Source organism: Trinickia sp., from assembly GCF_057351765.1.
In genome coordinates, this window is sequence record NZ_JBMRBK010000066.1 from 18,136 (window position 1) to 41,052 (window position 22,917).

Here is a 22,917-nt window from a genome sequence, read left to right on the forward strand (position 1 = left end):
CCGGCGATGTCCGGTGCCGTCTAGCCTATCAGGCCTTTGATCTTCTCGACTGCGCTCGCCCGGTTCGAGACGATCGCGGCAACCGCCTTCGCCGCACCTTCCTGAAGGTTTCCTCGTCCGAACAAGGTCGCGAGAATGAGCATGGCAATCGGGCAGCGGCCATCCTGGCCCAGGACATGGGGGAAGCGGTATTTGAACACCTCGTGCTCCGTCGGGTTCGACTGCGCGGCGCCCCAGAGCGCGCAAGCACTGTAGTACCCGTCCCGGTGGCGTTCCTTGCCTTTCCTCGCAGCGAGCTTTTTTGCAACATAATGGCCGCCTTTGTCGAGCGCACCGTAAGTCGCCAGCGGGAGCCCCACGAGCGGATGCAGGCCGGCGGCCGACGACGACGCCCCCTTCATCCATTCCTGCGCAATATTTGCCGCCTCGCCGCAGCAACTGCACGTACCGCGGTAGCGGTCCTGGAGTGCCAGCAGGGGATCGAGCTTGCTGCCCGTCACGAGCACCGAGATGACGGTCGTGATATGGCTGAGAACGCTGAGATAACCGTTTGCGAGCGTTGTCGCATTCGCAGCGGCGTTGGCGCTCATCCACCACGTCATGCACTGTTGCACAAGCGAGCTGTTGGTCGTGCTCATTACGGTGCTGACCATCGGCTGAACCGCGACAAACGTTCCTACCGCGCTGATGGTGGCGTCGGTCACATCGTGGACTTGTTTGACCCCTTCGAAGACCTTGCCGACCGTCTCGCTGCCGGTGGCTCTCGCGACGAGCTGTCCCGCTGCATTGATCGCCGTCGGCACGGCCGAGGTCACGAGCTGCCCAACGGTATCGGCGAGCGCGCCCGCTTTGGCTCGCGTGAACTTCGGTTTCGTCTCGATCAGGGTATAGACGAGCTGCTTGGATTCTTCGTAGCTGGTGCCCAACCCGGACTGCATCGCGCGAATGTCTTGCGCGCCTTTGAGCAGTAGCAACATCGCCTGCAGAATCTCGAGATCCCGATGCAGATTCCCGGTGTGTGGCGAGGGCGTCCGGGCTTCCATCATCAGCCGCAGTCGTCGCCTGGCGTCCTCATACCTGTCTTCTTGTCCCATCGTCGACTCCTTTAACGTTGGCGAAGCGAGCGCATTCGCTCGTTTTCACTCGCCTAGTTTTAGTCATCGCCGACGCGCAAATCTCTGAGAAATATCTCGATATTGCAGACTCGAGGCTCTTTCAGCCAACCAGGACCCTTTGGAAGAAGCCCGCGAGGACCGATTCGGTTACCTCATCGGTGAACTGCTGGGGATCGCACATGCGAAAGAACTGCAAGCCGTCGCAAAGGCTCACGAGCCCGAGCGCCAGCGTTTCGGCCGGCAACGGCAGCTCGCTGCCCACCTGCTCCGAAAAAGCGCGGATGTACGCTGCGATCTGCTCGAGCTTCTCGTTTCTGAACGCGTTGAAGCGGGTGCGGAATTTGGCGTCGCGGCCCGCCAGCAATTTCGCCTCGACCCAGAGCGGGAAGCAACGGTCGTCCCGAATCATCTGGCTGTAGTAGGTCGTGACGCGCGTTTCGATCTCCGCTTTCGTGCCGCCGTCTTGCATGATCGCTTGGAAATCGGCATCCATCCGGTCGTGGTCGCGGCGCAGCAGTTCGATCAGCAACTCGGCCTTGCCGTCGAAGTTCGAATAGAAGGCGCCGCGCGTATAGCCGGCCGCTGACGCGATGTCCTCGACGCTCGTTGCGACATACCCCTTTTTGATAAACATCGTGCGCGCCGAGTCGATCAAGCGCTCGCGCGTCTGGTCCTTGCTCTGCTCGCGGGTCAGGCGTTTTCGTTTCATGTCCCACAGTGTAGCACTGCCACACCGGAAAATCCGCCTTTGCATTCCAATACACACCTGTATTAGAATGCACTCGCAAATTCGAGATGACCTCCCCGGTGCGGCTGACCGGCCGCGCTTGCGCGGTCCACGCTGCGGCGCTTTTTCTTCACCTTTCATCTGCTTTCGAGGGCTTCGTGGATCGTTCCGATCATGGCGCACCGAATGGCGTGCGCGCGTCGTTGCGTCGCGCCGCTTCGTCCCCGCGCCGATATAGCGTTCTGGCATCGGTATGCTGCGCCTTGGCGCTCGCCGGCTGCCATCCGCGGGAAGCCGCCGTGCCCCCGATCAAGCCCGTCGTGGCGATTGCGGTGCATCCGGACGGTCGCGCACCGGTCGCCTCGCTGCCCGGCCAGGTGCAGGCACGCTACAGCACGCCGCTTTCATTCCGCGTCGCGGGCAAGATCGTCGAGCGACGCGTGCGTCTCGGCGATACGGTCAAGCCCGGGCAAGTATTGGCGAGCCTGGATCCGGCGGACGTGCAAAAGAACGTCGCGAACGCGCAAGCGCAGCTCGACGCGGCGCAGCACCGGCTCGTCTATGCGAAACAGCAGCTCGATCGCGATCGCGCCCAGGCGCACGAAAACCTCATCGCGCCCGCGCAGCTCGAACAAACGCAAGACGCTTATGCGGCGGCCGCGGCGCAGCGCGATGCCGCGCAAGCCCAACGTGCGCTGGCTGCCGATCAGCTCCGATATGCCACGCTCACGGCCGATCATGCCGGCGTCATCACGGCTGAAAACGCCGATACGGGCCAAAACGTGTCGGTGGGTCAGGCTGTCTACCAACTGGCGTGGAGCGGCGAAATCGATGTCGTCTGCGATGCGCCCGAACGCTTGCTGCCCTCGCTTGCCGTCGGCCACACGGCGCGGGTGAGTCTGCCGGCTTTGCCGGGCCAGACGTTTGCGGCACGGGTGCGCGAAGTCTCGCCGGCCGCCGATCCGCAAAGCCGCACTTACCGCGTCAAGCTCACGCTGCAGGCGCCGACGCCCGCGCTCAAGCTCGGCATGACCGCGAACGTCGCGTTCGAAACGTCCGGCGATACGTCGGTCGCGCATCCGTTCACCCTGCCCGCCACCGCGCTCTTTCACATCGGCGAGCGGCCGGCCGTATGGGTCGTGCGCGCGGGCAGCGATACGCTCGAGCTTCGTCCGATACAAGTCGTGCGCTACGACGAACGCACGATCTCCGTCGCCTCGGGACTTCGCGATGGCGAGCGCGTGGTGCTGCAAGGCGTCCACGCCGTCAGCGCGGGCGAACACGTCCGCGCGGTCGCGCCGTTGCATCCCGAGGATTTTGCGTCATGAGCGTCGATCGCCCCAACGATTCCGACGGCCTGCCGCAATCGATGCCGACCCCGTCCCCGCAGGAAGACCGTTTCAACTTGTCCGCATGGGCGCTTCGCCATCAGGCGCTCGTGATCTTCCTCATCACGCTCGCGACGCTGGCAGGCATCCTCGCCTACACCCGGCTCGCACAATCCGAAGATCCGCCGTTCACGTTCCGCGTGATGGTGATTCGTACGCTCTGGCCCGGTGCGACGGCTCGGCAGGTGCAAGAGCAGATCACAGACCGCATCGGTCGCAAGCTGCAGGAAGAGCCGCACATCGACTTCCAGCGCAGTTACTCTCGCCCCGGCGAGTCGATGATTTTTTTCACGATGAAGGACTCCGCTCCGGTCAAGGACGTGCCGGAGACCTGGTATCAGATTCGCAAGAAGGTGGGCGACATTGCCGCCACGCTACCCCCGGGGACCGTCGGCCCGTTCTTCAATGACGAGTTCGGCGATGTTTACACGAACGTCTATACGCTCCAAGGCGACGGCTTCACGCCGGCCCAGTTGCATGACTATGCCGATCAATTGCGCACGGTCCTGCTGCGCGTGCCCGGCGTGGCGAAAGTCGACTATTTCGGGGACCCGGATCAGCACGTCTTCATCGAGATATCGAACGCACAGCTCACCCGTTTGAACATCTCGCCACAACAGCTGGCCGAGGCCATCAACGCCCAAAACGCCGTTTCGCCGGCCGGCACCGTCACGACGGGTGTCGACCGCGTGTTCGTCCGCCCGAGCGGACAATTCCGCGATGTCGAGGCGCTCGCCAATACGCTCATCACGATCAACCAGCGCACATTCCGCCTCGGCGATATCGCCAAGATCACGCGCGGTTACGACGACCCGCCCGTGACGCAGATGCGCGGCAACCACCAGGCGGTACTCGGCATCGGCATCACGATGCAGCCGGGCGGCGACGTGATTCGCCTCGGAAAAGCGCTCGATGCCAAGCGCGACGAGTTGCGCATGCATCTGCCGGCCGGGCTCGAGCTAACCGAGGTATCGAGCATGCCGCATGCGGTATCGCATTCGGTGAACGACTTTCTGGAAGCGGTCGGCGAAGCCGTCGCGATCGTGTTGATCGTGAGCCTGATCTCGCTGGGCCTGCGAACCGGGATGGTGGTCGCCATTTCGATTCCGATCGTGCTGGCCGTCACGGCGCTGTTCATGTCCCTCTTCGATATCGGCCTGCACAAGGTTTCGCTCGGCACGCTCGTGCTGGCACTCGGGCTGCTCGTCGACGATGCGATCATCGCCGTCGAGATGATGGCCGTGAAGCTCGAACAGGGCTGGAATCGGACGCGCTCCGCAGCGTACGCCTATACGAGCACCGCATTTCCGATGTTGACGGGTACCCTCGTCACCGTTTCGGGCTTCTTGCCGATCGCGCTCGCCAAATCGAGTACCGGCGAATATACCCGCTCGATCTTCGAAGTCTCGGCGATCGCGCTGATCGCATCGTGGTTCGCCGCCGTGGTGCTGATTCCGCTGCTCGGCTATCACCTGCTGACCGAGCGCAAGCGCAACCCGCATGGCACGGACGCGGGCGGCGACGGCGCCGCGGCGGACGACGCGCATCACGTGGATATCTACGACACGCGCTTTTATCGCCGGTTGTCCGTCTGGGTCGCGTGGTGCGTCGAGCGGCGCGCGATCGTGCTGAGCATCACCGTCTTGCTCTTCGTCATCGCGCTGGCCGGGTTCTCGCTCGTGCCGCAGCAATTCTTTCCGAGTTCGGATCGCCCCGAGCTGCTCGTCGATATGCGGCTGCCGGAAGGCGCGTCGTTCGAGGCGACGTTGCGCGAGGCCAAGCGCCTCGAGAAGACGCTCGATGGGCGCCCTGAAATCGACCACTTCGTGGACTTCGTCGGCACGGGTGCCCCGCGCTTTTATCTCCCGCTCGATCAACAACTGCAGCAGCCGAACTTCGCGCAATTCGTGGTGACTGCCAAATCCGTCGAGGACCGCGAGAAGCTTGCCCGCTGGCTCGATACGCAGCTCGAAAACCAATTCCCGGGCGTGCGCACGCGCTTGTCGCGGCTCGAGAACGGGCCGCCGGTGGGCTTTCCGATCCAGTTCCGCGTGAGCGGCGATGACATCGCGACGGTGCGCTCCATTGCCGAGAGGGTCGCCTCCATGGTCCGTGCCGACACGCGCACGCGCAATGTGCAATTCGATTGGGACGAGCCCGCGGAACGGTCTCTGTCGTTCGAGATCGACCAGATGAAAGCGCATGAACTCGGCGTGACGTCGCAAGACGTATCGAATTTTCTTGCGATGACGCTCTCGGGCTATACCGTCACGCAGTATCGCGAGCGCGACAAGCTGATCGGTGTCGAGCTGCGCGCACCCAAGAGCGAACGCGTCGACCCCGCAAGGCTGACGAGCCTCGCGATGCCGACTCCGAACGGACCGGTGCCGCTCGCGTCGCTCGGCCACATGCGCGCGACGCTCGAATACGGCGTCATCTGGGAGCGCGACCGTCAGCCGACCATCACCGTCCAGGCCGACGTGCGCGGCAACGCGCAAGGCATCGACGTCACGAACGCCATCGATCGCGCGCTGAGTGCCGAGCGCGCCCAGTTGCCGCTCGGCTACCGGATCGAGGTCGGTGGATCGGTGGAGGAAAGCGCGAAGGGCCAGTCGTCGATCAACGCGCAAATGCCGCTGATGGCGATCGCCGTATTGACGCTGCTGATGATTCAGCTGCAGAGCTTCGCGCGCGTCCTGATGGTCGTGCTGACCGCGCCGTTGGGGCTGATCGGTGTCGTCGCGACGCTGCTGCTGTTCGGCAAGCCGTTCGGTTTCGTGGCCACGCTCGGGGTTATTGCGATGTTCGGCATCATCATGCGCAACTCGGTCATCCTCGTCGACCAGATCGAGCAGGATATCGCGGCCGGGCATCGGCGCGTCGATGCCATTATCGGCGCCACCGTCCGCCGCTTCCGTCCGATCACACTGACCGCGGCGGCCGCGGTGCTCGCGCTGATTCCGTTGCTGCGCTCGAATTTTTTCGGGCCAATGGCCACCGCCTTGATGGGCGGCATCACGAGCGCGACGATCCTGACACTTTTCTATTTGCCGGCGCTTTACGCGGCGTGGTTCAGGGTGCGGCGCGACGAGCGCGATCCTCTGCCGTCCGGTACTGAGCATACGGGGAACTGACGATGAATTCCGCCTCGAGTCGCGTTGTTCTCACCGCGGCCATCGCATCCGCACTGGCCGGCTGTTCCTTCGGTCCGAACGGCGCACCGCCCGCGATGCCATCGCCTGCCCAATATGGCGCGGCACCGCAACCGCCGCGCACAGCGACGGCTGGCGGTGTTGCCCAGCAGTTCGAGATGGGCGCTGAACCGGTGCCCCAATGGTGGCGGCTTTATCGCTCGGATGCGCTCGACGCGCTCGTCGATGAGGGTCTGCGCAACAGTCAGACGCTTGCCGCAGCCGAAAAATCGCTCGCCGCCGCGCACGAGCAACTGCGCGCACAGATCGGTTCGTCATTGCTGCCGCACGTTGACGCCGGCGCACAGGCAACACGCGAACGGGCGCTCGGCATTCCCACCGCCGGACCGAATACCGTCCTCTACAACGTGTTCGTGGGGCAGGTGGAAGCGAGCTATACGTTCGATCTTTTCGGCGCCGTGCGCTACGCAAATGCGGAATTGCGTGCGCGGGTGAACCAGCAGGCGTTTCAGCTCGATGCGGCACGGCGTGCGCTTGCGGCCAATATCGTCGGCTCCGTCATCAACGTCGCCGCGCTCGACCGTCAAATCGCGGTGACGGAGCGGCTCGTGGCACTCGCCAACGACACGGCGCGCGAGGATGAACGCCGCTATGCGCTGGGCGCCGTCTCGCATGCGCAGGCGCTGACGTCGAAGCAAAGCGCCGCGTCGCTCGCGGCCAATTTGCCCGGGTTGCGTCAGCAGCGCGCCGCGGCCGCGCATGCCCTCGCCGTACTGTTGGGCCGCACGCCCGACGCCGCGCCCCCCGTGCCGGCGCTGGAAAGCTTCGCATTGCCCGAGCGCGTACCCGTGGTGCTGCCGTCCGAGCTGTTACGCTCGCGTCCGGACATCCGCGCCGCCGATGCCACACTCAAGGCGGCCGCGGCGGATGTCGGAGTGGCAACGGCGCAACTGTTCCCCAGCGTGTCGCTCTCGGCAAGCATGGGGCAAAGCGGCTTCTCGTGGGCCAAAGCGCTGTCGGGCGCCGGCGCCGTGTGGAGCATCGGCGCCGGGCTTTCTCAGCCGATTTTTCACGGCGGGGCACTGCGCGCGCAGCGCCGAGCCGCGATCGACAACTACGACGCAGCCGTGCTGCAGTACAAGGCGACCGTGCTCTCGGCTTTCCAGAACGTAGCCGACACGCTCGCGGCACTCGAGCATGATGCGGAAACGCTCGCATCGGCCGATACGGCTGCCGGGGCCTCGCGCACCGGCTTCGAGGAGACTGCCGCGCGGCACCGACTCGGGGCGTTACCGCCCTCGGCCGAACGGGCGAGCGAACAGCAATATCTGAACGCGGAGCTCGATGCGATTCGCGCGACCAGCCGGCGCCTGACCGATACCGCAAGCCTCTTTCAGGCAATGGGCGAAGTGCCGGCGGACGAGCGCTCCTGACACGCGAACCGGGCAATCCGGCGCACGCCGATCAGGCGACGCCTTCAAGGCGCCGCCTCTCGGCCCTCGACATGAAGTAGTTGATGACGATCACGCCGATCGTGACGACGGCGATGAAAAGCGTTGCGAGCGCGTTCATTTCGGGATTGAGCCCGAGCCGGACCCGCGAGAAAACGACGAGAGGCAGCGTCGTCGATCCGGGCCCCGAAAGAAACGCCGACAGCACGAGATCGTCGATCGAGAGCGTGAACGACAGCAGCCAGCCGGCCATGAGCGCCTGCGAGATGAGCGGCAGCGTGATCGTGAAAAACACCTTCAACGGCGTCGCGCCGAGGTCGAGCGCCGCCTCTTCGAGCGAGGGGTTCAGATCGCGCACGCGCGACTGCACGATGATGGCGACATAGGACATGCAGAGCATGACATGGCCGATCCAGATCGTGACGAGACCGCGCCCTTCGGGCCAACCGAGCCACTTGCCCATTTCGATGAACAGCAGCAGCAGCGAAATGCCCTGAATGACCTCGGGGATGACGAGCGGCGCATTGATCATCCCGGTAAAGAGCGTGAAGCCGCGAAAGCGGCCCATGCGCGCCAGCACGAAGCCCGCCCAGGTACCGATGAAAACCGAAGCGAATGCCGTCAGCAACGCAATGCGCAGCGAAAGCCAGAACGACGCGATCAGTTCGTCATCCTGTACGAGCGCGGCGTACCAGCGCGTCGAAAAACGCGTCCAGACGGTGACGAGCTGAGACTCGTTGAACGAATAGACGACGAGGCTCAGGATCGGAATGTAAAGAAACGCGAAGCCGATGCCGAGCGCGATCAGCTGCAACGTGCGATTCGGTTTGATCATCGGTGCGCTTCGAGTTGTTTGGCCTGATAGTGCTGGAACATCGCCATCGGAACGAGAAGCAGCAGCACCATCGCGCAGGTCACCGCCGATGCCATGGGCCAATCGGCGTTATTGAAGAATTCGTTCCACATGACGCGGCCGATCATCAACGTATTCGCGCCGCCGAGGAGCTCGGGGATCACGTACTCGCCCACCGCGGGGATGAACACGAGCAGGCATCCGGCGATGATGCCGTTCTTCGATAGCGGCAGGGTGATCTGGACGAACGCTCTCCATGGCTTCGCGCCGAGATCGTATGCCGCCTCCAGCAGCGTCAGATCCATCTTCACGAGATGCGCATAGAGCGGCATCACGAGAAACGGCAGATACGAATAGACCATGCCGATATAGACGGCGACGTTCGTCCGATAAAGCTCGATCGGCGTGTGGATGAGGCCGATCGTCATCAAAAAGTTGTTGAGCAGCCCGTTGTTCTTGAGAATGCCGACCCACGCGTAGACGCGAATCAGGAACGACGTCCAGAACGGCAGCATGACCGCCATCATCAGCAGATTGCGCGCCGCAGGGGCGGAGCGGGCGATGTAATACGCCATCGGGTAGCCGAGCAGCAGGCACAACAGCGTTGTGACCGCGGCTACGACCACCGAGTTGACGTAGGTCGCGAAATAAAGGCTGTCGCTGAACAGAAACGCGTAATGCGCGATGTTCAACGATATCTGGATGACACCTTCCTTGAACGCCACGAGTTCGGAGTAAGGCGGAATACCGAGCTGCAGCTCCGCGAAGCTGATCTTGACGACGAGCAGAAACGGCACGAAGAAAAAAAGCAGCAGCCAGATGAACGGCCCGGCGACGACCGCCGTACTGCCTGTGAGCCGCAAGCGCCGCGCCGGCCATGTGGCCAACGAAGTCAGAGCGTTTTTCATGCTGTCAGCACCACCCCGGCCGAAGCGCTCCAGCGCACATAGATCTCGTCGCCCCAGGTGGGCGTATCGATCTCCGAAAGCGCAAGGCTCGTGACGTTCGCGATGACCGTCTTGCCCGAATCGAGCTTCACGTGATAGAGCGAGTAGCCGCCGAGATAAGCGATGTTCGACACCACGCCGCGCCCCCAGTTGTAGGCACCCTCGGGCGGTTTGCGCGTGAGCGCGACACGTTCGGGACGCACCGAAATGGTGACCGGCATGCCGAGCGGGCCTGTAATGCCGTGGTTGACGTACATCCGGCACGGCAGTTCGGAGGTCTCGACGAATATGTGATCGGGCTCGTCCTCGACGACGTGCCCGTCGAAAAGATTCGTCGACCCGATGAATTCCGCGGAAAAGCGCGTATTGGGATACTCGTAGACCTCGTTGGGCGTACCCAGTTGCACGATCCTACCTTCGCTCATGACGGCGAGCCGGCCCGCCATCGTCATCGCTTCCTCCTGATCGTGCGTGACCATGATGCAGGTCACCCCAACGCGCTCGAGGATATTGACGAGCTCGATTTGCGTGCGCTGGCGAATCTGCTTGTCGAGCGCCGACATCGGCTCATCGAGCAACAGCAGCTTCGGCCGTTTCACGAGCGAGCGCGCGAGCGCCACGCGCTGTTGCTGGCCGCCCGACAGCTGATGCGGCTTGCGCTTGGCGAAACGGCCCATTTGAACGAGATCGAGCGCCGCTTGCACCCGCTCCTTCAATTCGGCCTTCGGCACGCCCTCCTGCTTGAGACCGAATGCGACGTTCGATTCGACCGTCATATGCGGAAAAAGCGCATACGACTGGAACATCATGTTGACTGGGCGCCGGTACGGCGGCATCAGCGCCAGATCTTCGCCGTCGATCAAAATCTTTCCCGACGTGACGGTCTCGAGCCCCGCCAGCATTCTCAGCAGCGTCGACTTGCCACACCCCGAACTGCCGAGTAGCGCAAAGAGTTCGCCCTTCGCGACCGACAAGCTGACGTTGCGCACCGCAACGGTCTCGCCGAAGTTCTTGACGACATCCACGATCTGGACGAAGTCCTCGGCCGAGGCCGTTACTGACGATGGGGCCCGCGCGCCGCTTGGGGCCTGCGAGCTCGGCTGATCGCTCATGGTCTTCCGCTTGATTCGAATCGTTTGACGTACAAAGCCCCCGGCTCCGGTCCGGGGGCTTTCGAGATTACATGCCGGCTAAATATTCTCTTACCGGCCCGACTTGAACTCCGTCCAGAGCCGCGTTTGCAGACGCTGGATATCGGCGGGCAACGGTTTCAAGAGGAACAGTGTCTTGACCACATCGGCGGGCGGATAAACCGCCGGATCGTCGGCGATGCTCTTGTCCACGTACTTGCGCGCTTCGGCATTGGCGCTCGGGTAATACACCGCGTTCGTAATCGCCGCATGCACCTTCGGATCTTCGATGTAATTGATCCACTCGAGCGCCGCTTCCTTGTGTTTCGCGTCTTTCGGAATCGCCATCACGTCGAACCAGATCGGTGCCCCGCCCTTCGGAATGTAGTACTCGATCTTGTAAGGCTTCTTCGCCTCCTGCGTGCGATGCTTGGCGATCACGACGTCACCGGACCAGCCGTAGGCGAAGCAGATATCGCCGCCGACCATATCGTTGATATAGCCCGACGAGTTGAACTGCGTGATGTACGGGCGGATCTTCTTGAGCATGGTCATCGCCGCCTGGTAGTCAGCCGGGTTCGTGCTCATCGGATCCTTGCCGATATAGTGGAGCGCAGCCGCGAAGACCTGATCCGGCGCATCGAGCACCGACACGCCGCACGCCTTGAGTTTGGAAATGTTCTCGGGCTTGAAGAGGACGTCCCAGTTATCGAGCGGTACCTTGCCGAGAATCTTGGTTGCCTTGTCGACGTTGTAGCCAAGGCCCGTCGTGCCATAGGCCCAGGGCACCACATACTTGTTGCCCGGATCGGCACCGGCCACGAGGGCCATCAGTTGCGGGTCGAGATACTTGAGGTTCGGCAGTTTCGATTTGTCGAGCGGGGCGAAGATGCCGGCCGCGATCTGTTTGCCGGCGTAGTTGCTCGTCGGCACGACGATGTCGTAGCCCGAGTTGCCCGTGAGCAGCTTGGCTTGCAGCGTGTCGTCGCTGTCGTAGTTGTCGTATTTGACCTTGATGCCGGTTTGTTTCTCGAAGTTCGGGATCGTGTCCTTGGCGATGTAGTCGGACCAGTTATAGACATTCAGTTGCGTGTCTTTTGCGATCGACGCAGTCCACGGTGCCGCGCACAACGCAAGCACGGCCAGTCCACCCAGAACCCGTTTTTTCATTCCACTCTCCGGTCCATCCGGCCAGCGCCGGTGCCAACCCGTTCCGATATCGCGGCGCGATACGCGCCGCGCGCTGAAAAACCCGAAACCTATCATCAATCGCCAGGCAAGACCAAAAAAAAACCGCGGCATTCGGCCCGGCTGTCGCGCAAAGGGTACAGCGGCTGGACGCGCCGCTGCGCATGAATGGACGGGCGTCGGCGACTGATGAAAACGGGCGCAATTTTATCCCGTTGCACGGCGGTGTCCAGCGGAAAAAATACCGGATCGGCCATTCGGCCGGTCTTGTCCGCGACCTCCGATACCCATTCGGGAGACAGCGCGAACGGAAAAGCGTGCCGCGCGTATGGGCTACCATAGCGCCTGATCTGTCTATTACCAAGGTTTCAAATGGCCTCCAATCTCCATGATGTCCCGGACAGCCCGTGCATCGGCGTGTGTTCGACGCTTTTCGACGACATCTGCAAGGGCTGCGGACGCACGGCAACCGAGGTCTCGAACTGGGTTTTCATGAGCAACGAGGAAAAGCGTGCCGTCTGGGTGCGCATCGAGAAGGAAGGCACCGCCATGCGCTTTCAGTACGACAAGCTATAGGTACGCTTGGCTCGGCCCGAGCGCGCCGTGCACGAACTGCGCGCCGAACCGATGCCGAATCGGTCAGCCTGATTGGCCAGCCTAGTCAGCCGGCCGGCTTCGGCTGCTTGAATTGCAGCGACTTGTACTCGAGGTACTCTTCGAGGCCGAACGTACCGTTTTCCCGACCGTAGCCCGACTGTTTGAAGCCACCGAAAGGCGCTTGCATGTTCCAGTCGCCGCCATTGATGTCGATCTGCCCCGTCCGAATGCGCCGCGCGACACGATGCGCCCGCTCGTCGTCGCCCCCCCAGACCGCACCGGCAAGGCCGTAGGGCGAATCGTTGGCGATCCGAACGGCCTCTTCCTCGTCCTTGTAAGTCAGGATCGAGAGTACGGGGCCGAAGATTTCCTCCTGCGCGATGGTCGCCTTCGGATGGACGCGGCCGAAGACGGTCGGCTTGACGAAAAAGCCTTTCGACAACCCTTCGGGCATGCCGGGACCGCCCGTCACCAGTTCCGCGCCCTCTTCCATGCCACGCTCGATATAGGCGCGCACGCGGGCCTGCTGCGCAGCCGAAGCCAGCGCGCCCAGGCGCGTCGTTTCGCTGCGCGGGTCGCCCGGCACATAGGCTTCGGCCGCCCGCTTCGCGAGTTCACGTACCTCCTCGTAGCGCGACTCGGGCACGAGCATGCGCGTATGCGCGGAGCAGGTCTGGCCGGCATTCAGGAAGCTGTCTGAAACGGTAGCCTTGACGGCTGTGGGAAAGTCCGCGTCATCGAGAATCAGCGAAGCCGATTTCCCGCCGAGTTCGAGCGCGACGCGTTTCACGGTTGCCGCGGCGAGTTCGGCAACGCGCTTACCCGCGCGCGTGGACCCGGTGAACGAGACCATGTCCACGAAGGGATGGCTCGCGATGATCTCTCCGACGACCGCCCCGTAGCCGCTCACCAGATTGAATACGCCCGCCGGCAATCCTGCATCGTGAATGACTTCGGCCAGCACGAATGCGTTGAGGGGCGCGATTTCGGAGGGTTTCAGGACAACGGTGCAGCCTGCGGCAAGCGCCGCGGCCACTTTGAGCGTGATCTGGTTGAGCGGATAGTTCCAGGGCGTGATGGCAGCGACCACGCCGACCGGCTCGCGCACCACGAGCGAGTTGCCCACGCGTTCTTCGAATGCGAATTCTCGAGCCAGTTTCGCGTACGCGTTCCAGTGATAGACGGGCGAGCCAACCTGGATCGCGCGTACGAGCTTGATGGGCATACCGACCTCGCCGCAGATCAGCTGCGTGAGTTCTTCGGTGCGGGCTTTCAGCCCATCGGCAATCTTTTGCAGATATTCGGCCCGCGTAGCGGCGGGCGTGGCGGCCCATGAATCGAACGCGAGCTTCGCAGCCTCGACGGCCGCCTCGGCATCGGCCGCCGCGCCCTCGGGAATGCGGCCCATGACCGCTTCGGTGCCTGAATCGATTACGTCGATCGTGCCGCTTGACGACGGCTTCAGCCACTTGCCGCCGATATATAGGTGCTCGTACGTTTTCATGTCGAATCCCGTCTCGCGAGGCGATCAGAGCATTCTACGCGCGGCGGCGGCGCGACGACGTCAGTACGCCATCCGAGCGCGAGGCACTCACGAAAGGCATACGCGAACGGTTACTCGACACCCTGACTGGCCAGGAAGTCCTCGTAATTGCCGCCGAAGTCATACAGCGTGCCATCGGTTCGCACCTCGATGATGCGGTTCGCAAGGCCGCTCACGAACTCCCGATCGTGTGAAACGAAGATCAGCGTGCCGTCGAATTTATCGAGTGCGACCTGCAACGATTCGATCGATTCCATATCCATATGGTTCGTCGGCTCGTCCATCAGCAGGACGTTGTGCCGGCCCAGCATCAGCTTGCCCCAGATCATGCGCCCCTTTTCACCGCCCGACAGCACCTTCACCGACTTCCTGATGTCATCCGCATTGAAAAGCAACCGCCCGAGCGTGCCGCGCACCATTTGATCGTCGTCGCCCTCCTTGCGGTAGGCATCGATCCACTCGGTCAGCGTCACGTCGTCCGGAAATTCCTCGTACGTATCCTGAGGCATATAGCCGATATTGGCGTTTTCGGCCCATTTGACGCGACCGCCGTCGAGCGCCAGGTTGCCATGTAGGGCGCGCAGCAACGTCGTTTTGCCGGCACCGTTCTCGCCGATGATCGCGATACGTTCAGCAGGCTGCACGCTGATGCTGAAGTTCTCGAAAATCGTCCGGTCGTAGCGCTTGGTGATGCCTTCGGCCACCACCGCGATGTTGTGCAGCTTCTTTTCGTACTCGAAGCGGATGAACGGGTTCTGCCGTGACGACGGTTTGAATTCCTCGATCTTGATCTTGTCGATCTGCTTGAGGCGGCTCGTGGCTTGTCTCGCTTTCGACTTGTTGGCCGAAAAGCGCCGCACGAAGTCCTGCAGATCGGCAATGCGCTCCTTCGCCTTGGCATTCGCGGCCGCCTGCCGCTCGCGGGCTTGCGCCGACGCCAGCATGTAGTCGTCGTAATTGCCGGGATAAACCTTCAGCGTGCCGTAATCCATGTCCGCCATATGGGTGCAGACCTGGTTCAGGAAGTGGCGATCGTGCGAGATGATGATCATCGTCGAGTTGTACTCGTTGAGCACATTCTCGAGCCAGCGGATCGAATTGATGTCGAGGTTGTTGGTCGGCTCGTCGAGCAGCAGTACGTCCGGATTCGAAAACAACGCCTGCGCCAACAGCACGCGCAGTTTCCAGCCCGGCGCGATGTTGCTCATCGGTCCGTTGTGATCGTCGATATGAATGCCGATGCCGAGCAGCAGCTCGCCGGCCCGCGCTTCGGCGGTGTAGCCGCCATATTCGGCGAACTTCGCCTCGAGCTCCGCCGCGTGCATGTAGTCGTCGTCCGTCGCCTCCGGGTTGGCGTAGATCGCATCGCGTTCGGTCATCGCGGCCCACATTTCGGTATGGCCCATCATGACGACATCGAGAACGCGCATTTCCTCATACGCGAACTGATCCTGGCGCAGCTTGCCCAGCCGCACGTTCGGCTCGAGCATGACGGTGCCCGAGCTCGGCTCGAGATCGCTGCCCAATATCTTCATGAACGTCGATTTCCCGCAGCCGTTCGCGCCAATGAGGCCATACCGGTTGCCTTCGCCGAACTTGACGGAGATGTTCTCGAAGAGCGGCTTCGGCCCGAATTGCATGGTGATATTGGCGGTAGACAGCACGGCGAGGCCCTCAGAGTGGTGTTCGACGAAAAACTCGTAATTTTAACAAGTTTCGGCGACATCACCCACCGTGCTGCGCTTGCGCTTCCGGTTGAACCGCCGCGCCGCCGGGTGCGCTGGCCGCACGCGGCGCCGGGCTGGCCGTTTTCGCGCCGGGCGGCGGCGCGCTCGGGGCCTCCCGCATGTTCGCCATCAGCGCGGCACACGGCACGTCCTTGTTGTGGCTCGGCGCGATGAGCGGGATCAGCGCGGCGAACGGATTGATGAGCCCCAGCCCCACTGCGGCGCCTGCGCGCAAGATCAGCGCCCCCTTGCTCACGCCGACGTCGGGATGTTTGAACGTACCCTTCACGTAGAGCGGCGAACGCAGCGAAACCACCCGCAACCCCTTCGTATGCGGATGAATCGTGAGATCCATCGTTTCGTTGCGCAAATCGATGTGACCGTTCATGGAGATCAACGCGTCGTCCGTGTCGATGGCGAAAGTCTTCGATTCGAGCACGCCGTTGGTTGCCGTGAAATCCGCCGCGCCGCAGCGGATATTGACGTTACGGTGTCCGAAAAGCTTTTCATAGACGATATTGGCGACATTGAGTCCCGCCTCTTCCATCAGCAACTGGCTCACGGTCCCATCCGTGACGAGCACTTTCGTTTCCCCGTCGATCGTCGCAGCCAGCGCCGCCGGGGAATTGCCGGTGGCCGACAGCGCCGCATCGCCATTCACCTCGCCCAAGGCCGACTCCATGCTCTTTTGCTTCGGGAACAACTGCTTGAGCTTCAAATGGCGCGCCGACAGCGACATGCGGGCCTTCAGCGGGACCGCACTGCCATCCAGATGCAGCTCCGACGCCAGCGTGCCGCCGGCCACGCCGAAACGCAGCGGAGCGAATGTCAGCGCGCCGCCTTTCAGCAGCACGTGCGTATAGAGATCGGTCACGGGAAGATCGGGATTCCTGATGATGCGTTTGCCCGTGAACGTCACGTTGGCATCGATCGCATGCCACCGGTCGGTCTTGAACGACTCGACCGGCAAAGCCCGATCGGCCGGCTGTTTCACGGCCGCCCCGCGGCGCGCCTTGCTGGCGTTCGTATCGGCGCCCACGACGGGCGCGAGGTCTGCAAAACGCAGCAGACGCGACTCCACGTTGCCGGTCAACAGCGGCCGTGAGTCGCGCCCGCTATAGCTCAGCGTTCCCTCCAGATCGCTCTCGCCGACGCGTCCGGTGAAGCCGCTATAGGTCAGCACCGTGTCGCCGGTCCTGATGTGCCCCGCGAGCCGCCCATCCGTCGCGTAAGGCGGCGTGTCCGGTAGCGTCACGCCGAGGATCGGGTAAAGGTGCGACAAACTCGCACCTTGCAACCACAGCCGCACATCGAGCGCGGCCAGATGCAGCGGATCGGTCAGCGTTCCGACGAGCGCGAGCCGCGTGTCGCCCACCTTGACATCGACTTGCAAGGGGAAAGGTCGATGCGCGTCGCGCAGCGACAGCACGCTGCCCAGCTTGCCGCTGCCCTCGACCGCGGTCGTCCGATAGTGCCCCTTTGCCGTAAATCCCAGCGCGTAAAGATCGCGCGGATTGGGAGCGGGCTTCGACACTTCCTGCGCCTCGCTCGTCGGCACCGCAGAGGCTGCCGACGCCGCCGCGGCCGACGCTTCGGACGCAACCGCGGGGCCCTTCTTTTGCGCCGCCAGCTTGCGAGCGCCTCCCTGCCCAACGGTGTGCGCTGCGCTTTCGCGCGAGGCCGCCTCTTGCTGCTTGAGCACATCGCCTATCGCGAGCGGTTTGCCGAGCGTATCCACACCGATCGCGAGATCGATTTTCTTGAGCGCGTCATTCAGCGCGATCTCGCCCTTCGAGAAGCCGAGATTGGCAAGGCGTACCGTCCAGCGCGTCGGATTCTTCGATTTGGGCAGCGTGAAGGTCCAGTTCTCGCGCCCGTCGGCCAGGCGCTCGAGGTCGATCGACGGGCTCACGAGATCGATCGTCGGCACCGAGATCGTATGAGCGAGAAGCGGCAGCATCTCGACCGTGAATGAAATCTCGTCGGCCGTCGCGAACTGCGGCGCGTGTGTCCAGTCGGGATTGCCGATGCTCACGCGATGGGCCGAAAATCGCGGCCACGGCACCCACGCCCGCCATCCGTGCTCGCCGGCAGGCCGCTGCCAGGAGACGCGCAGATCGCCGTTGATCGCGAACGGGCGGCCGATGGCTTGCGAAACCTTATCGTCCACCCACGGCCGCGCGCGGTTCCAGTCGAATGTGACGAGCGCCACCGCAAGCACGGCGATCAGCACGACGATAACGGCAAGTGTCCAGGCAAGCACTTTGCCGGCAGTACGCGGAACGGATCGAATCGGCATAAGGACTCCGGCGTACGCGAACGGCGACGAACTCGGCAGCCGCCCGATGCGCGACCATCATGACCCGAAATTCAGCAAGGAGTGTGCCGCGCGAAAACGGCGGCCGCGCAGGCCGATCCGATCGTCTATCATGTCGCAGCAGCATGGCGGTCAGGCGGCACCGGCGCCGGTCCGCATCGCATTTCATCCCCACTTGACGAATTTTCTCCGATGTCCGCCCTTCCCCTCGTGCAGGCGTTCGGCATCGTTCGCCGCGATGCGCGCACCGCGGAGACATTGCTCTTTTCGACCGACTTCGCATTGGCGGCCGGCGAGCGCATCGCCGTAAGCGGCCCATCTGGAGCCGGAAAAAGCGTCTTGCTGCGCGCACTGGCGCTGCTCGATCCGCTCGAGGCCGGGCGCATCTGCTGGCATGGCCGCGATGTCGACCGAAAAGCCATCCCGCGCTATCGCTCGAGCATCGCCTATGTGAAGCAACGGCCCGCCCTTGTCGACGGCACCGTCGAAGACAACCTGCGCTACCCGTATCTGCTCGGCGTGTACCGCGATCGGCGATTCGATCGCGCGCGAGCCGCATACCTCGCCAAGCGCGCGGGTCGCACGGTCGGTTTTCTCGATAAACGCGCGAGCGAACTCTCCGGCGGCGAAGCCCAGCTCACGGCATTGATCCGTGTCCTGCAGCTCGATCCCGAGGTCCTGCTCCTCGACGAACCGACCGCCTCGCTCGATCCCCAAACGACACAGGCCGTCGAGGCGCTCGTCGACGACTGGTTTTGGGCCGGCGAACACGCGCGTGCGTCGATGTGGGTCTCGCACGACCCGGCGCAGGCAGGCCGCGTCGGCACGCGCCGGCTCACGATGCAGGTCGGGCGCTTGAACGCCTGTGAGGAGATCCATCGATGAACGCCCCGCTTCAAGCGCTGAGCCTCGCCGATGTGGCCATCGCCACGTTGCTCATCGTCGTCAACGGCGCGGTGTCCGCCGCGCTCTCGCTCGGCTTGGGTCGCAAGCTCGCGCTCGCGGCCATACGGACCGTCGTGCAGTTGCTCGCGATCGGTTACGTGCTCGGCTGGGTCTTCCGATTCGACCGCTGGTACGTGGTCTTGCCGCTCATGGCATTGATGACGCTCGTCGCCGGGTTCGCGGGGGCATCCCGCGGCACGCACAGCTATCGCGGCCAGCGCGTGGACAGCGTGGTATCGATCTGGCTCAGCGCCTGGCTCGTCGCGGCAATCGGTCTTTTCGCCGTGATCCGCGTTCATCCCTGGTATGCACCGCAGTATGCGATTCCGATCCTCGGCATGATTCTCGGCAATACGCTGACCGGTGTATCGCTCGCGATCGAGCGCATGACGGAGGCATTGACCGCGCGGCGCGATCGCGTGGAAATGGCGCTGGCGCTCGGCGCGACGCGCTGGGAGGCTGCGCGGGCGCCGGCCCGCGAGGCCGTGCGCGCAGGCATGATCCCAACGCTGAACCAGATGAGCGTGGTCGGCGTCGTGAGCCTGCCCGGCATGATGACCGGACAAGTGCTCGCGGGGCAACCTCCGCTGCAGGCAGTCCGGTATCAGATCGTCATCATGTTTCTGATTGCGGCCTCATCCGCGCTCGGCACCCTGGGCGCGGTCCTGCTGACGTACAGGCGTCTTTTCTCCCCCGAGCACCGCTTTCTTGCCGCACATCTGAGCGAGCGTGAGGCGGCCTGATGCGGCCTATGCGGGCCTATGCGGGCCGGTCAGCGTTGCGCCGAGACGGTCACCTTCGAGCCGTCGCTCAGAGCAACCATCTTCGCGCTGCCGTTGGTCGGCATCGTGAAGCGCACGATCTGACTGAGGGTCGCGAGTTGCGGACACTGCAACGTCTTACCGCCCGCCTTCATCGCCGCCTTGCCTTTGGGTGCCGTGCCCTGCACGCTCATCTGCACGGTGGCTGTACCGTCAGGCGCCACGACTGGCGCGAGCCGGATGCTGAGCGAGCGCATCGCCGCGCCGTTGGGATCGAGCGTCATCTCGGAGCGATTCGGACAATTCTCCGGGACTGCAACGGCGCCGCCGGGCGGTGCCGTCTTCCAGTTGTAGTCGTCGGTCTGCCCCGAGCTGATCGTGCGCGTTTCCTGAACGTTGCCGAAGACCTTCGACGCAACCTTGACCGTGTATTTAGTCGGCCCGTCGGCGGGTGCCTTCGACGTCACCGTGATGGGCGGCGCGGCGTATGCGGCGACACTCGAGAGAGCCGCGGCGCATACGGCGACGCGAGCCCAAGCGGCAGACGATTCAATAAACGATCTGCGGTGAACACTCATGCTGGCACCTCCTTTTCGAGCTGCGCACGACGGCGTGTCATGCAACGATGCGATTTCAGTGACCGCTGGACGATGCGATGCCAGTCTAACGCCAACTGCGGCACATCGTTGGACGAAAGCGATCGGGGCTTGTCCCGCTTGTATTCCTCGCCCAGCTAAGCTTGGACGGCAATGTGATGCTCGGCCGCGCGGCTACCGCTACAATAGGCGGATTTTCGAAAGGCTCGCATCGCGCGGCCCGGCAACTCCCCTTTTTGCATCGCCATGAACCTCGTCATCCAGAGCACCGAGCCGCTCCCGGCCGCCCATCTCAAACCGCTCGTTGCTCTCGCCCACGGCAAGCACGCCGAGCCGATCGATGCCCGCGCCGTGCGCATCGTCGAGGCCGATGAAGCTCAACGCGGCGATATCGAGGCTTACTGCGAAACGCACGCTCTCGATTATGCGTTCGTTCGGCCGGGCCTGGGCTGGCGCGATTTCGGGCTCGTCGCCATGGATATGGATTCGACGCTGATCACGATCGAATGCATCGACGAAATCGCCGATTTCTGCGGCCTGAAGGCCGAGGTGTCCGCCATCACGGAGGCAGCGATGCGCGGCGAGATCAAGAACTTCAACGAAAGCCTGATCGCCCGCGTAGCGCTGCTCGAGGGGCTCGATGCCAGCGCGCTCGATCAGGTCTATGCGCAACGGCTACAGCTTTCTCCTGGCGCGCAAACGATGCTTGCAGCGGCGCAGGCCGCGGGCATGCGTACGTTGCTGGTCTCGGGCGGGTTCACCTTTTTTACCGATCGATTGAAATCACGCCTGAGCCTCGATTTCACACGAGCCAATTCGCTCGAAATCGTGGACGGCAAGCTGACGGGCAAGGTGATCGGGGAAATCGTGAACGCGAGCGTCAAGGCACGGACCGTTCGGGAAACCTGCGACAAACTCGGCATTCCCACCTCGCGGGCGATCGTCCTCGGCGACGGCTCGAACGACCTGGAGATGATGGCGGAGGCGGGGTTGTCCGTCGCGTTTCGCGCCAAGCCTGTCGTGCGTGCCGCTGCGGACGTGGCGTTCAATCACGTGGGACTCGATGGGCTCTTGCGCCTGCTCGAACCCACGGCCTGATGCGACGATGACGGCGCACGCCCGTCATCGATACCACTGTCAGCCGAGGGCCGACGCCATCGCCCGCTCGATGTCGGCTCGAAGGTCCGACTCGTCTTCTAGACCTGCATAAAAGCGTACCAGCGTGCCGCGATGCGGCCATTGCGAGGCAGTCCGCATCTTCGCCACGTCGTACGGCATGGCGAGGCTGTGCGCCCCGCCCCAACTCCAGCCGATTGCAAAGAGTTCGAGTGCCTCGACGAACGCGTCGATTTGCGCCGGGCTGTAGCGCGCATCGAAGACGACCGAGAAGAGTCCGCCCGCGCCCGTGAACTCGCGCATGAACACGTCGTGCCCCGGGCAATCCTCGAAGGCCGGGTGCAGCACTGCCGCAATCTCGCCTCGCGTCTCGAGCCAGCGCGCTAGCGCAAGCGCCGTGCGGTCATGCGTTTCGAAGCGCGCCTTCATGCTCGGCAGACTGCGCAAAACGAGCGAACAGTCGTCGGCCGAGACACCGACGCCGAGACGCATGCGCGCTTGCTTGAGCTTCAAATGCAAGTCGCGATCGATCGTGATCGTCGCCCCCATGAGCACATCGCTGCCGCCCGACTGATACTTGGTCAATGCCTGAACCGAGATGTCGACGCCCAGTTCCAACGGACGGAAGGCGAGGCCCGCCGAGTAGGTGTTGTCGATGGCGGTCACGACGTTACGCGCGCGCGCGGCCGACACGATCGCGCGCACGTCCGGTACTTCCATCGTCACCGAACCCGGCGCCTCGATCCAGATGAGCCGTGTATTGGGCTGAATCAGATCGGCAATCCCTGCGCCCACGAGCGGATCGTAGTAGCGGACCGTCACACCGAAATCGCGCGCGAGCCATTCTCCATGGTCGCGATTGGGCGAATAGACGTTATCGGGAATGAGCACGTCGTCTCCAGCCTTCACGATCCCGAAGTAGACGTTCGAAATGGCGGCCAGACCTGACGGTTGCAGCAGTGCGTACTGCCCGCCCTCGATCGCAGCAATGCGCTGGGCGAGCGCCGCCGAGGTCGGCGTGGCATGCAGCCCGTAACGCCATTGCGATTCGTCGCGCCAATCGGCCGCGCGAACGGCCGCCAGATCGGGAAAAACGACGGTCGACGCCCGCATGACCGGCGCGGCGAACGACGCAAAGCCGGGTGCGAGCTCGATGTCGGGATGGACGACGCGCGTTTGCGGCGCGCGCTTAGATTTCGAATCGGTCATGTTCGGTTGATGTTGGAAGAGTAAAGAAGCGGCCCCTCGCCCTTCAAATCCGCTCGAAGATCGCGGCGATACCCTGGCCGCCGCCGATGCACATCGTCGCGAGGCCGTAGCGCCCGCCGCTGCGAGCCAGTTCGTAGATCGTCTTGACCGCGATG

20 protein-coding genes are annotated in these 22,917 nt (G+C 63.3%); 7 read left to right on the forward strand and 13 right to left on the reverse strand.

Features of this window, described 5'->3' with window-relative positions:
• Positions 1-20: 20 nt before the first annotated feature.
• Both ACO1XS_RS18155 and ACO1XS_RS18160 read right to left on the reverse strand, forming a co-directional pair.
• Complete coding sequence (locus tag ACO1XS_RS18155) at positions 21-1,094, reverse strand: hypothetical protein (RefSeq protein ID WP_486391331.1); 1,074 nt, start codon at positions 1,092-1,094, stop codon at positions 21-23.
• A gap of 121 nt (positions 1,095-1,215) precedes the next feature.
• Positions 1,216-1,824 carry a TetR/AcrR family transcriptional regulator gene (locus tag ACO1XS_RS18160; protein ID WP_331569716.1) on the reverse strand — a complete coding sequence of 203 codons (609 nt, stop codon included), beginning with the start codon at positions 1,822-1,824 and terminating at the stop codon, positions 1,216-1,218.
• A 209-nt stretch (positions 1,825-2,033) separates the two neighbouring features.
• Here ACO1XS_RS18160 and ACO1XS_RS18165 point away from each other — a divergent pair, with 209 nt between their 5' ends.
• Genes ACO1XS_RS18165 through ACO1XS_RS18175 form a run of 3 tightly spaced genes read left to right on the forward strand, consistent with a single transcriptional unit; the run spans position 2,034 to position 7,815 of the window.
• Positions 2,034-3,170 carry an efflux RND transporter periplasmic adaptor subunit gene (locus tag ACO1XS_RS18165; protein WP_486391338.1) on the forward strand — a complete coding sequence of 379 codons (1,137 nt, stop codon included), beginning with the start codon at positions 2,034-2,036 and terminating at the stop codon, positions 3,168-3,170.
• 41 nt (positions 3,171-3,211) lie between these two features.
• A complete protein-coding gene (locus ACO1XS_RS18170) occupies positions 3,212-6,364 on the forward strand; it encodes an efflux RND transporter permease subunit (RefSeq protein WP_486391339.1) in 3,153 nt (1,050 codons plus the stop codon).
• A gap of 2 nt (positions 6,365-6,366) precedes the next feature.
• Positions 6,367-7,815 (forward strand): efflux transporter outer membrane subunit, encoded by a 1,449-nt coding sequence (locus tag ACO1XS_RS18175; RefSeq protein ID WP_331569718.1) that lies wholly within the window; start codon positions 6,367-6,369, stop codon positions 7,813-7,815.
• A gap of 31 nt (positions 7,816-7,846) precedes the next feature.
• Here the strand turns inward: ACO1XS_RS18175 and ACO1XS_RS18180 are convergent, their stop codons facing one another.
• The 5 genes from ACO1XS_RS18180 to ACO1XS_RS18200 form a co-directional block, all read right to left on the reverse strand.
• Entirely contained in the window at positions 7,847-8,665 is an 819-nt protein-coding gene (locus tag ACO1XS_RS18180; protein ID WP_331569920.1) for an ABC transporter permease subunit, read from the reverse strand.
• The gene (locus ACO1XS_RS18185; RefSeq protein ID WP_486391332.1) at positions 8,665-9,594 is read right to left on the reverse strand and encodes an ABC transporter permease subunit; all 930 of its coding nucleotides are present in this window, start codon (positions 9,592-9,594) and stop codon (positions 8,665-8,667) included. Before ACO1XS_RS18185 ends, ACO1XS_RS18180 begins: the two co-directional genes overlap by 1 nt.
• Positions 9,591-10,745 (reverse strand): ABC transporter ATP-binding protein, encoded by a 1,155-nt coding sequence (locus ACO1XS_RS18190; RefSeq protein ID WP_331569722.1) that lies wholly within the window; start codon positions 10,743-10,745, stop codon positions 9,591-9,593. Before ACO1XS_RS18190 ends, ACO1XS_RS18185 begins: the two co-directional genes overlap by 4 nt.
• 90 nt (positions 10,746-10,835) lie before the next feature.
• On the reverse strand, positions 10,836-11,933 hold the full coding sequence (locus tag ACO1XS_RS18195; RefSeq protein WP_331569724.1) for a polyamine ABC transporter substrate-binding protein: 1,098 nt from the start codon (positions 11,931-11,933) through the stop codon (positions 10,836-10,838).
• A gap of 95 nt (positions 11,934-12,028) precedes the next feature.
• Positions 12,029-12,208 (reverse strand): hypothetical protein, encoded by a 180-nt coding sequence (locus ACO1XS_RS18200; protein ID WP_331569726.1) that lies wholly within the window; start codon positions 12,206-12,208, stop codon positions 12,029-12,031.
• Between the two features lie 115 nt (positions 12,209-12,323).
• Between ACO1XS_RS18200 and ACO1XS_RS18205 the strand changes: the two genes are divergently transcribed.
• Positions 12,324-12,527, forward strand: coding sequence for a DUF1289 domain-containing protein (locus ACO1XS_RS18205; protein WP_331569728.1), 204 nt, complete (start codon positions 12,324-12,326; stop codon positions 12,525-12,527).
• 85 nt (positions 12,528-12,612) lie between these two features.
• Here ACO1XS_RS18205 and ACO1XS_RS18210 read toward each other — a convergent pair whose 3' ends face one another.
• The 3 genes from ACO1XS_RS18210 to ACO1XS_RS18220 form a co-directional block, all read right to left on the reverse strand.
• Positions 12,613-14,052, reverse strand: coding sequence for an aldehyde dehydrogenase family protein (locus ACO1XS_RS18210; protein ID WP_486391333.1), 1,440 nt, complete (start codon positions 14,050-14,052; stop codon positions 12,613-12,615).
• 110 nt (positions 14,053-14,162) lie between these two features.
• Positions 14,163-15,755 (reverse strand): ABC-F family ATPase, encoded by a 1,593-nt coding sequence (locus ACO1XS_RS18215; RefSeq protein WP_331569732.1) that lies wholly within the window; start codon positions 15,753-15,755, stop codon positions 14,163-14,165.
• A gap of 61 nt (positions 15,756-15,816) precedes the next feature.
• Positions 15,817-18,117 (reverse strand): AsmA family protein, encoded by a 2,301-nt coding sequence (locus ACO1XS_RS18220; RefSeq protein ID WP_331569734.1) that lies wholly within the window; start codon positions 18,115-18,117, stop codon positions 15,817-15,819.
• A gap of 210 nt (positions 18,118-18,327) precedes the next feature.
• Between ACO1XS_RS18220 and ACO1XS_RS18225 the strand changes: the two genes are divergently transcribed.
• The gene (locus ACO1XS_RS18225; protein WP_486391334.1) at positions 18,328-19,020 is read left to right on the forward strand and encodes an ABC transporter ATP-binding protein; all 693 of its coding nucleotides are present in this window, start codon (positions 18,328-18,330) and stop codon (positions 19,018-19,020) included.
• Positions 19,017-19,823 (forward strand): ABC transporter permease, encoded by an 807-nt coding sequence (locus ACO1XS_RS18230; protein WP_486391335.1) that lies wholly within the window; start codon positions 19,017-19,019, stop codon positions 19,821-19,823. The genes ACO1XS_RS18225 and ACO1XS_RS18230 overlap by 4 nt, the downstream gene beginning before the upstream one ends.
• Positions 19,824-19,852: 29 nt before the next feature.
• Here the strand turns inward: ACO1XS_RS18230 and ACO1XS_RS18235 are convergent, their stop codons facing one another.
• Positions 19,853-20,419 (reverse strand): DUF6013 family protein, encoded by a 567-nt coding sequence (locus tag ACO1XS_RS18235; protein WP_486391336.1) that lies wholly within the window; start codon positions 20,417-20,419, stop codon positions 19,853-19,855.
• Positions 20,420-20,683: 264 nt separating this feature from the next.
• On the opposite strand from ACO1XS_RS18235, the gene serB reads away from it, so the two are divergent.
• Entirely contained in the window at positions 20,684-21,535 is an 852-nt protein-coding gene (serB, locus tag ACO1XS_RS18240) for a phosphoserine phosphatase SerB (RefSeq protein ID WP_331569742.1), read from the forward strand.
• A gap of 39 nt (positions 21,536-21,574) precedes the next feature.
• Here the strand turns inward: serB and ACO1XS_RS18245 are convergent, their stop codons facing one another.
• Positions 21,575-22,762 (reverse strand): cystathionine beta-lyase, encoded by a 1,188-nt coding sequence (locus ACO1XS_RS18245; RefSeq protein ID WP_486391337.1) that lies wholly within the window; start codon positions 22,760-22,762, stop codon positions 21,575-21,577.
• Positions 22,763-22,805: 43 nt separating this feature from the next.
• Positions 22,806-22,917 (reverse strand): hypothetical protein (locus tag ACO1XS_RS18250; RefSeq protein ID WP_486391340.1); only part of this gene is annotated, 112 nt, incomplete at its 5' end.

Excerpts from the sequence above, each read along its gene's own strand:
- ACO1XS_RS18195 (WP_331569724.1), bottom strand. The coding sequence starts at position 11,933 with ATGAAAAAACGGGTTCTGGGTGGACTGGCCGTGCTTGCGTTGTGCGCG.
- ACO1XS_RS18235 (WP_486391336.1), bottom strand. The coding sequence starts at position 20,419 with ATGAGTGTTCACCGCAGATCGTTTATTGAATCGTCTGCCGCTTGGGCT.
- ACO1XS_RS18160 (WP_331569716.1), bottom strand. The coding sequence starts at position 1,824 with ATGAAACGAAAACGCCTGACCCGCGAGCAGAGCAAGGACCAGACGCGC.
- serB (WP_331569742.1), top strand. The coding sequence starts at position 20,684 with ATGAACCTCGTCATCCAGAGCACCGAGCCGCTCCCGGCCGCCCATCTC.
- ACO1XS_RS18170 (WP_486391339.1), top strand. The coding sequence starts at position 3,212 with ATGCCGACCCCGTCCCCGCAGGAAGACCGTTTCAACTTGTCCGCATGG.
- ACO1XS_RS18185 (WP_486391332.1), bottom strand. The coding sequence starts at position 9,594 with ATGAAAAACGCTCTGACTTCGTTGGCCACATGGCCGGCGCGGCGCTTG.
- ACO1XS_RS18200 (WP_331569726.1), bottom strand. The coding sequence starts at position 12,208 with ATGGCCGATCCGGTATTTTTTCCGCTGGACACCGCCGTGCAACGGGAT.
- ACO1XS_RS18225 (WP_486391334.1), top strand. The coding sequence starts at position 18,328 with ATGTCCGCCCTTCCCCTCGTGCAGGCGTTCGGCATCGTTCGCCGCGAT.
- ACO1XS_RS18155 (WP_486391331.1), bottom strand. The coding sequence starts at position 1,094 with ATGGGACAAGAAGACAGGTATGAGGACGCCAGGCGACGACTGCGGCTG.
- ACO1XS_RS18210 (WP_486391333.1), bottom strand. The coding sequence starts at position 14,052 with ATGAAAACGTACGAGCACCTATATATCGGCGGCAAGTGGCTGAAGCCG.
- ACO1XS_RS18190 (WP_331569722.1), bottom strand. The coding sequence starts at position 10,745 with ATGAGCGATCAGCCGAGCTCGCAGGCCCCAAGCGGCGCGCGGGCCCCA.
- ACO1XS_RS18220 (WP_331569734.1), bottom strand. The coding sequence starts at position 18,117 with ATGCCGATTCGATCCGTTCCGCGTACTGCCGGCAAAGTGCTTGCCTGG.
- ACO1XS_RS18245 (WP_486391337.1), bottom strand. The coding sequence starts at position 22,762 with ATGACCGATTCGAAATCTAAGCGCGCGCCGCAAACGCGCGTCGTCCAT.
- ACO1XS_RS18205 (WP_331569728.1), top strand. The coding sequence starts at position 12,324 with ATGGCCTCCAATCTCCATGATGTCCCGGACAGCCCGTGCATCGGCGTG.
- ACO1XS_RS18175 (WP_331569718.1), top strand. The coding sequence starts at position 6,367 with ATGAATTCCGCCTCGAGTCGCGTTGTTCTCACCGCGGCCATCGCATCC.
- ACO1XS_RS18230 (WP_486391335.1), top strand. The coding sequence starts at position 19,017 with ATGAACGCCCCGCTTCAAGCGCTGAGCCTCGCCGATGTGGCCATCGCC.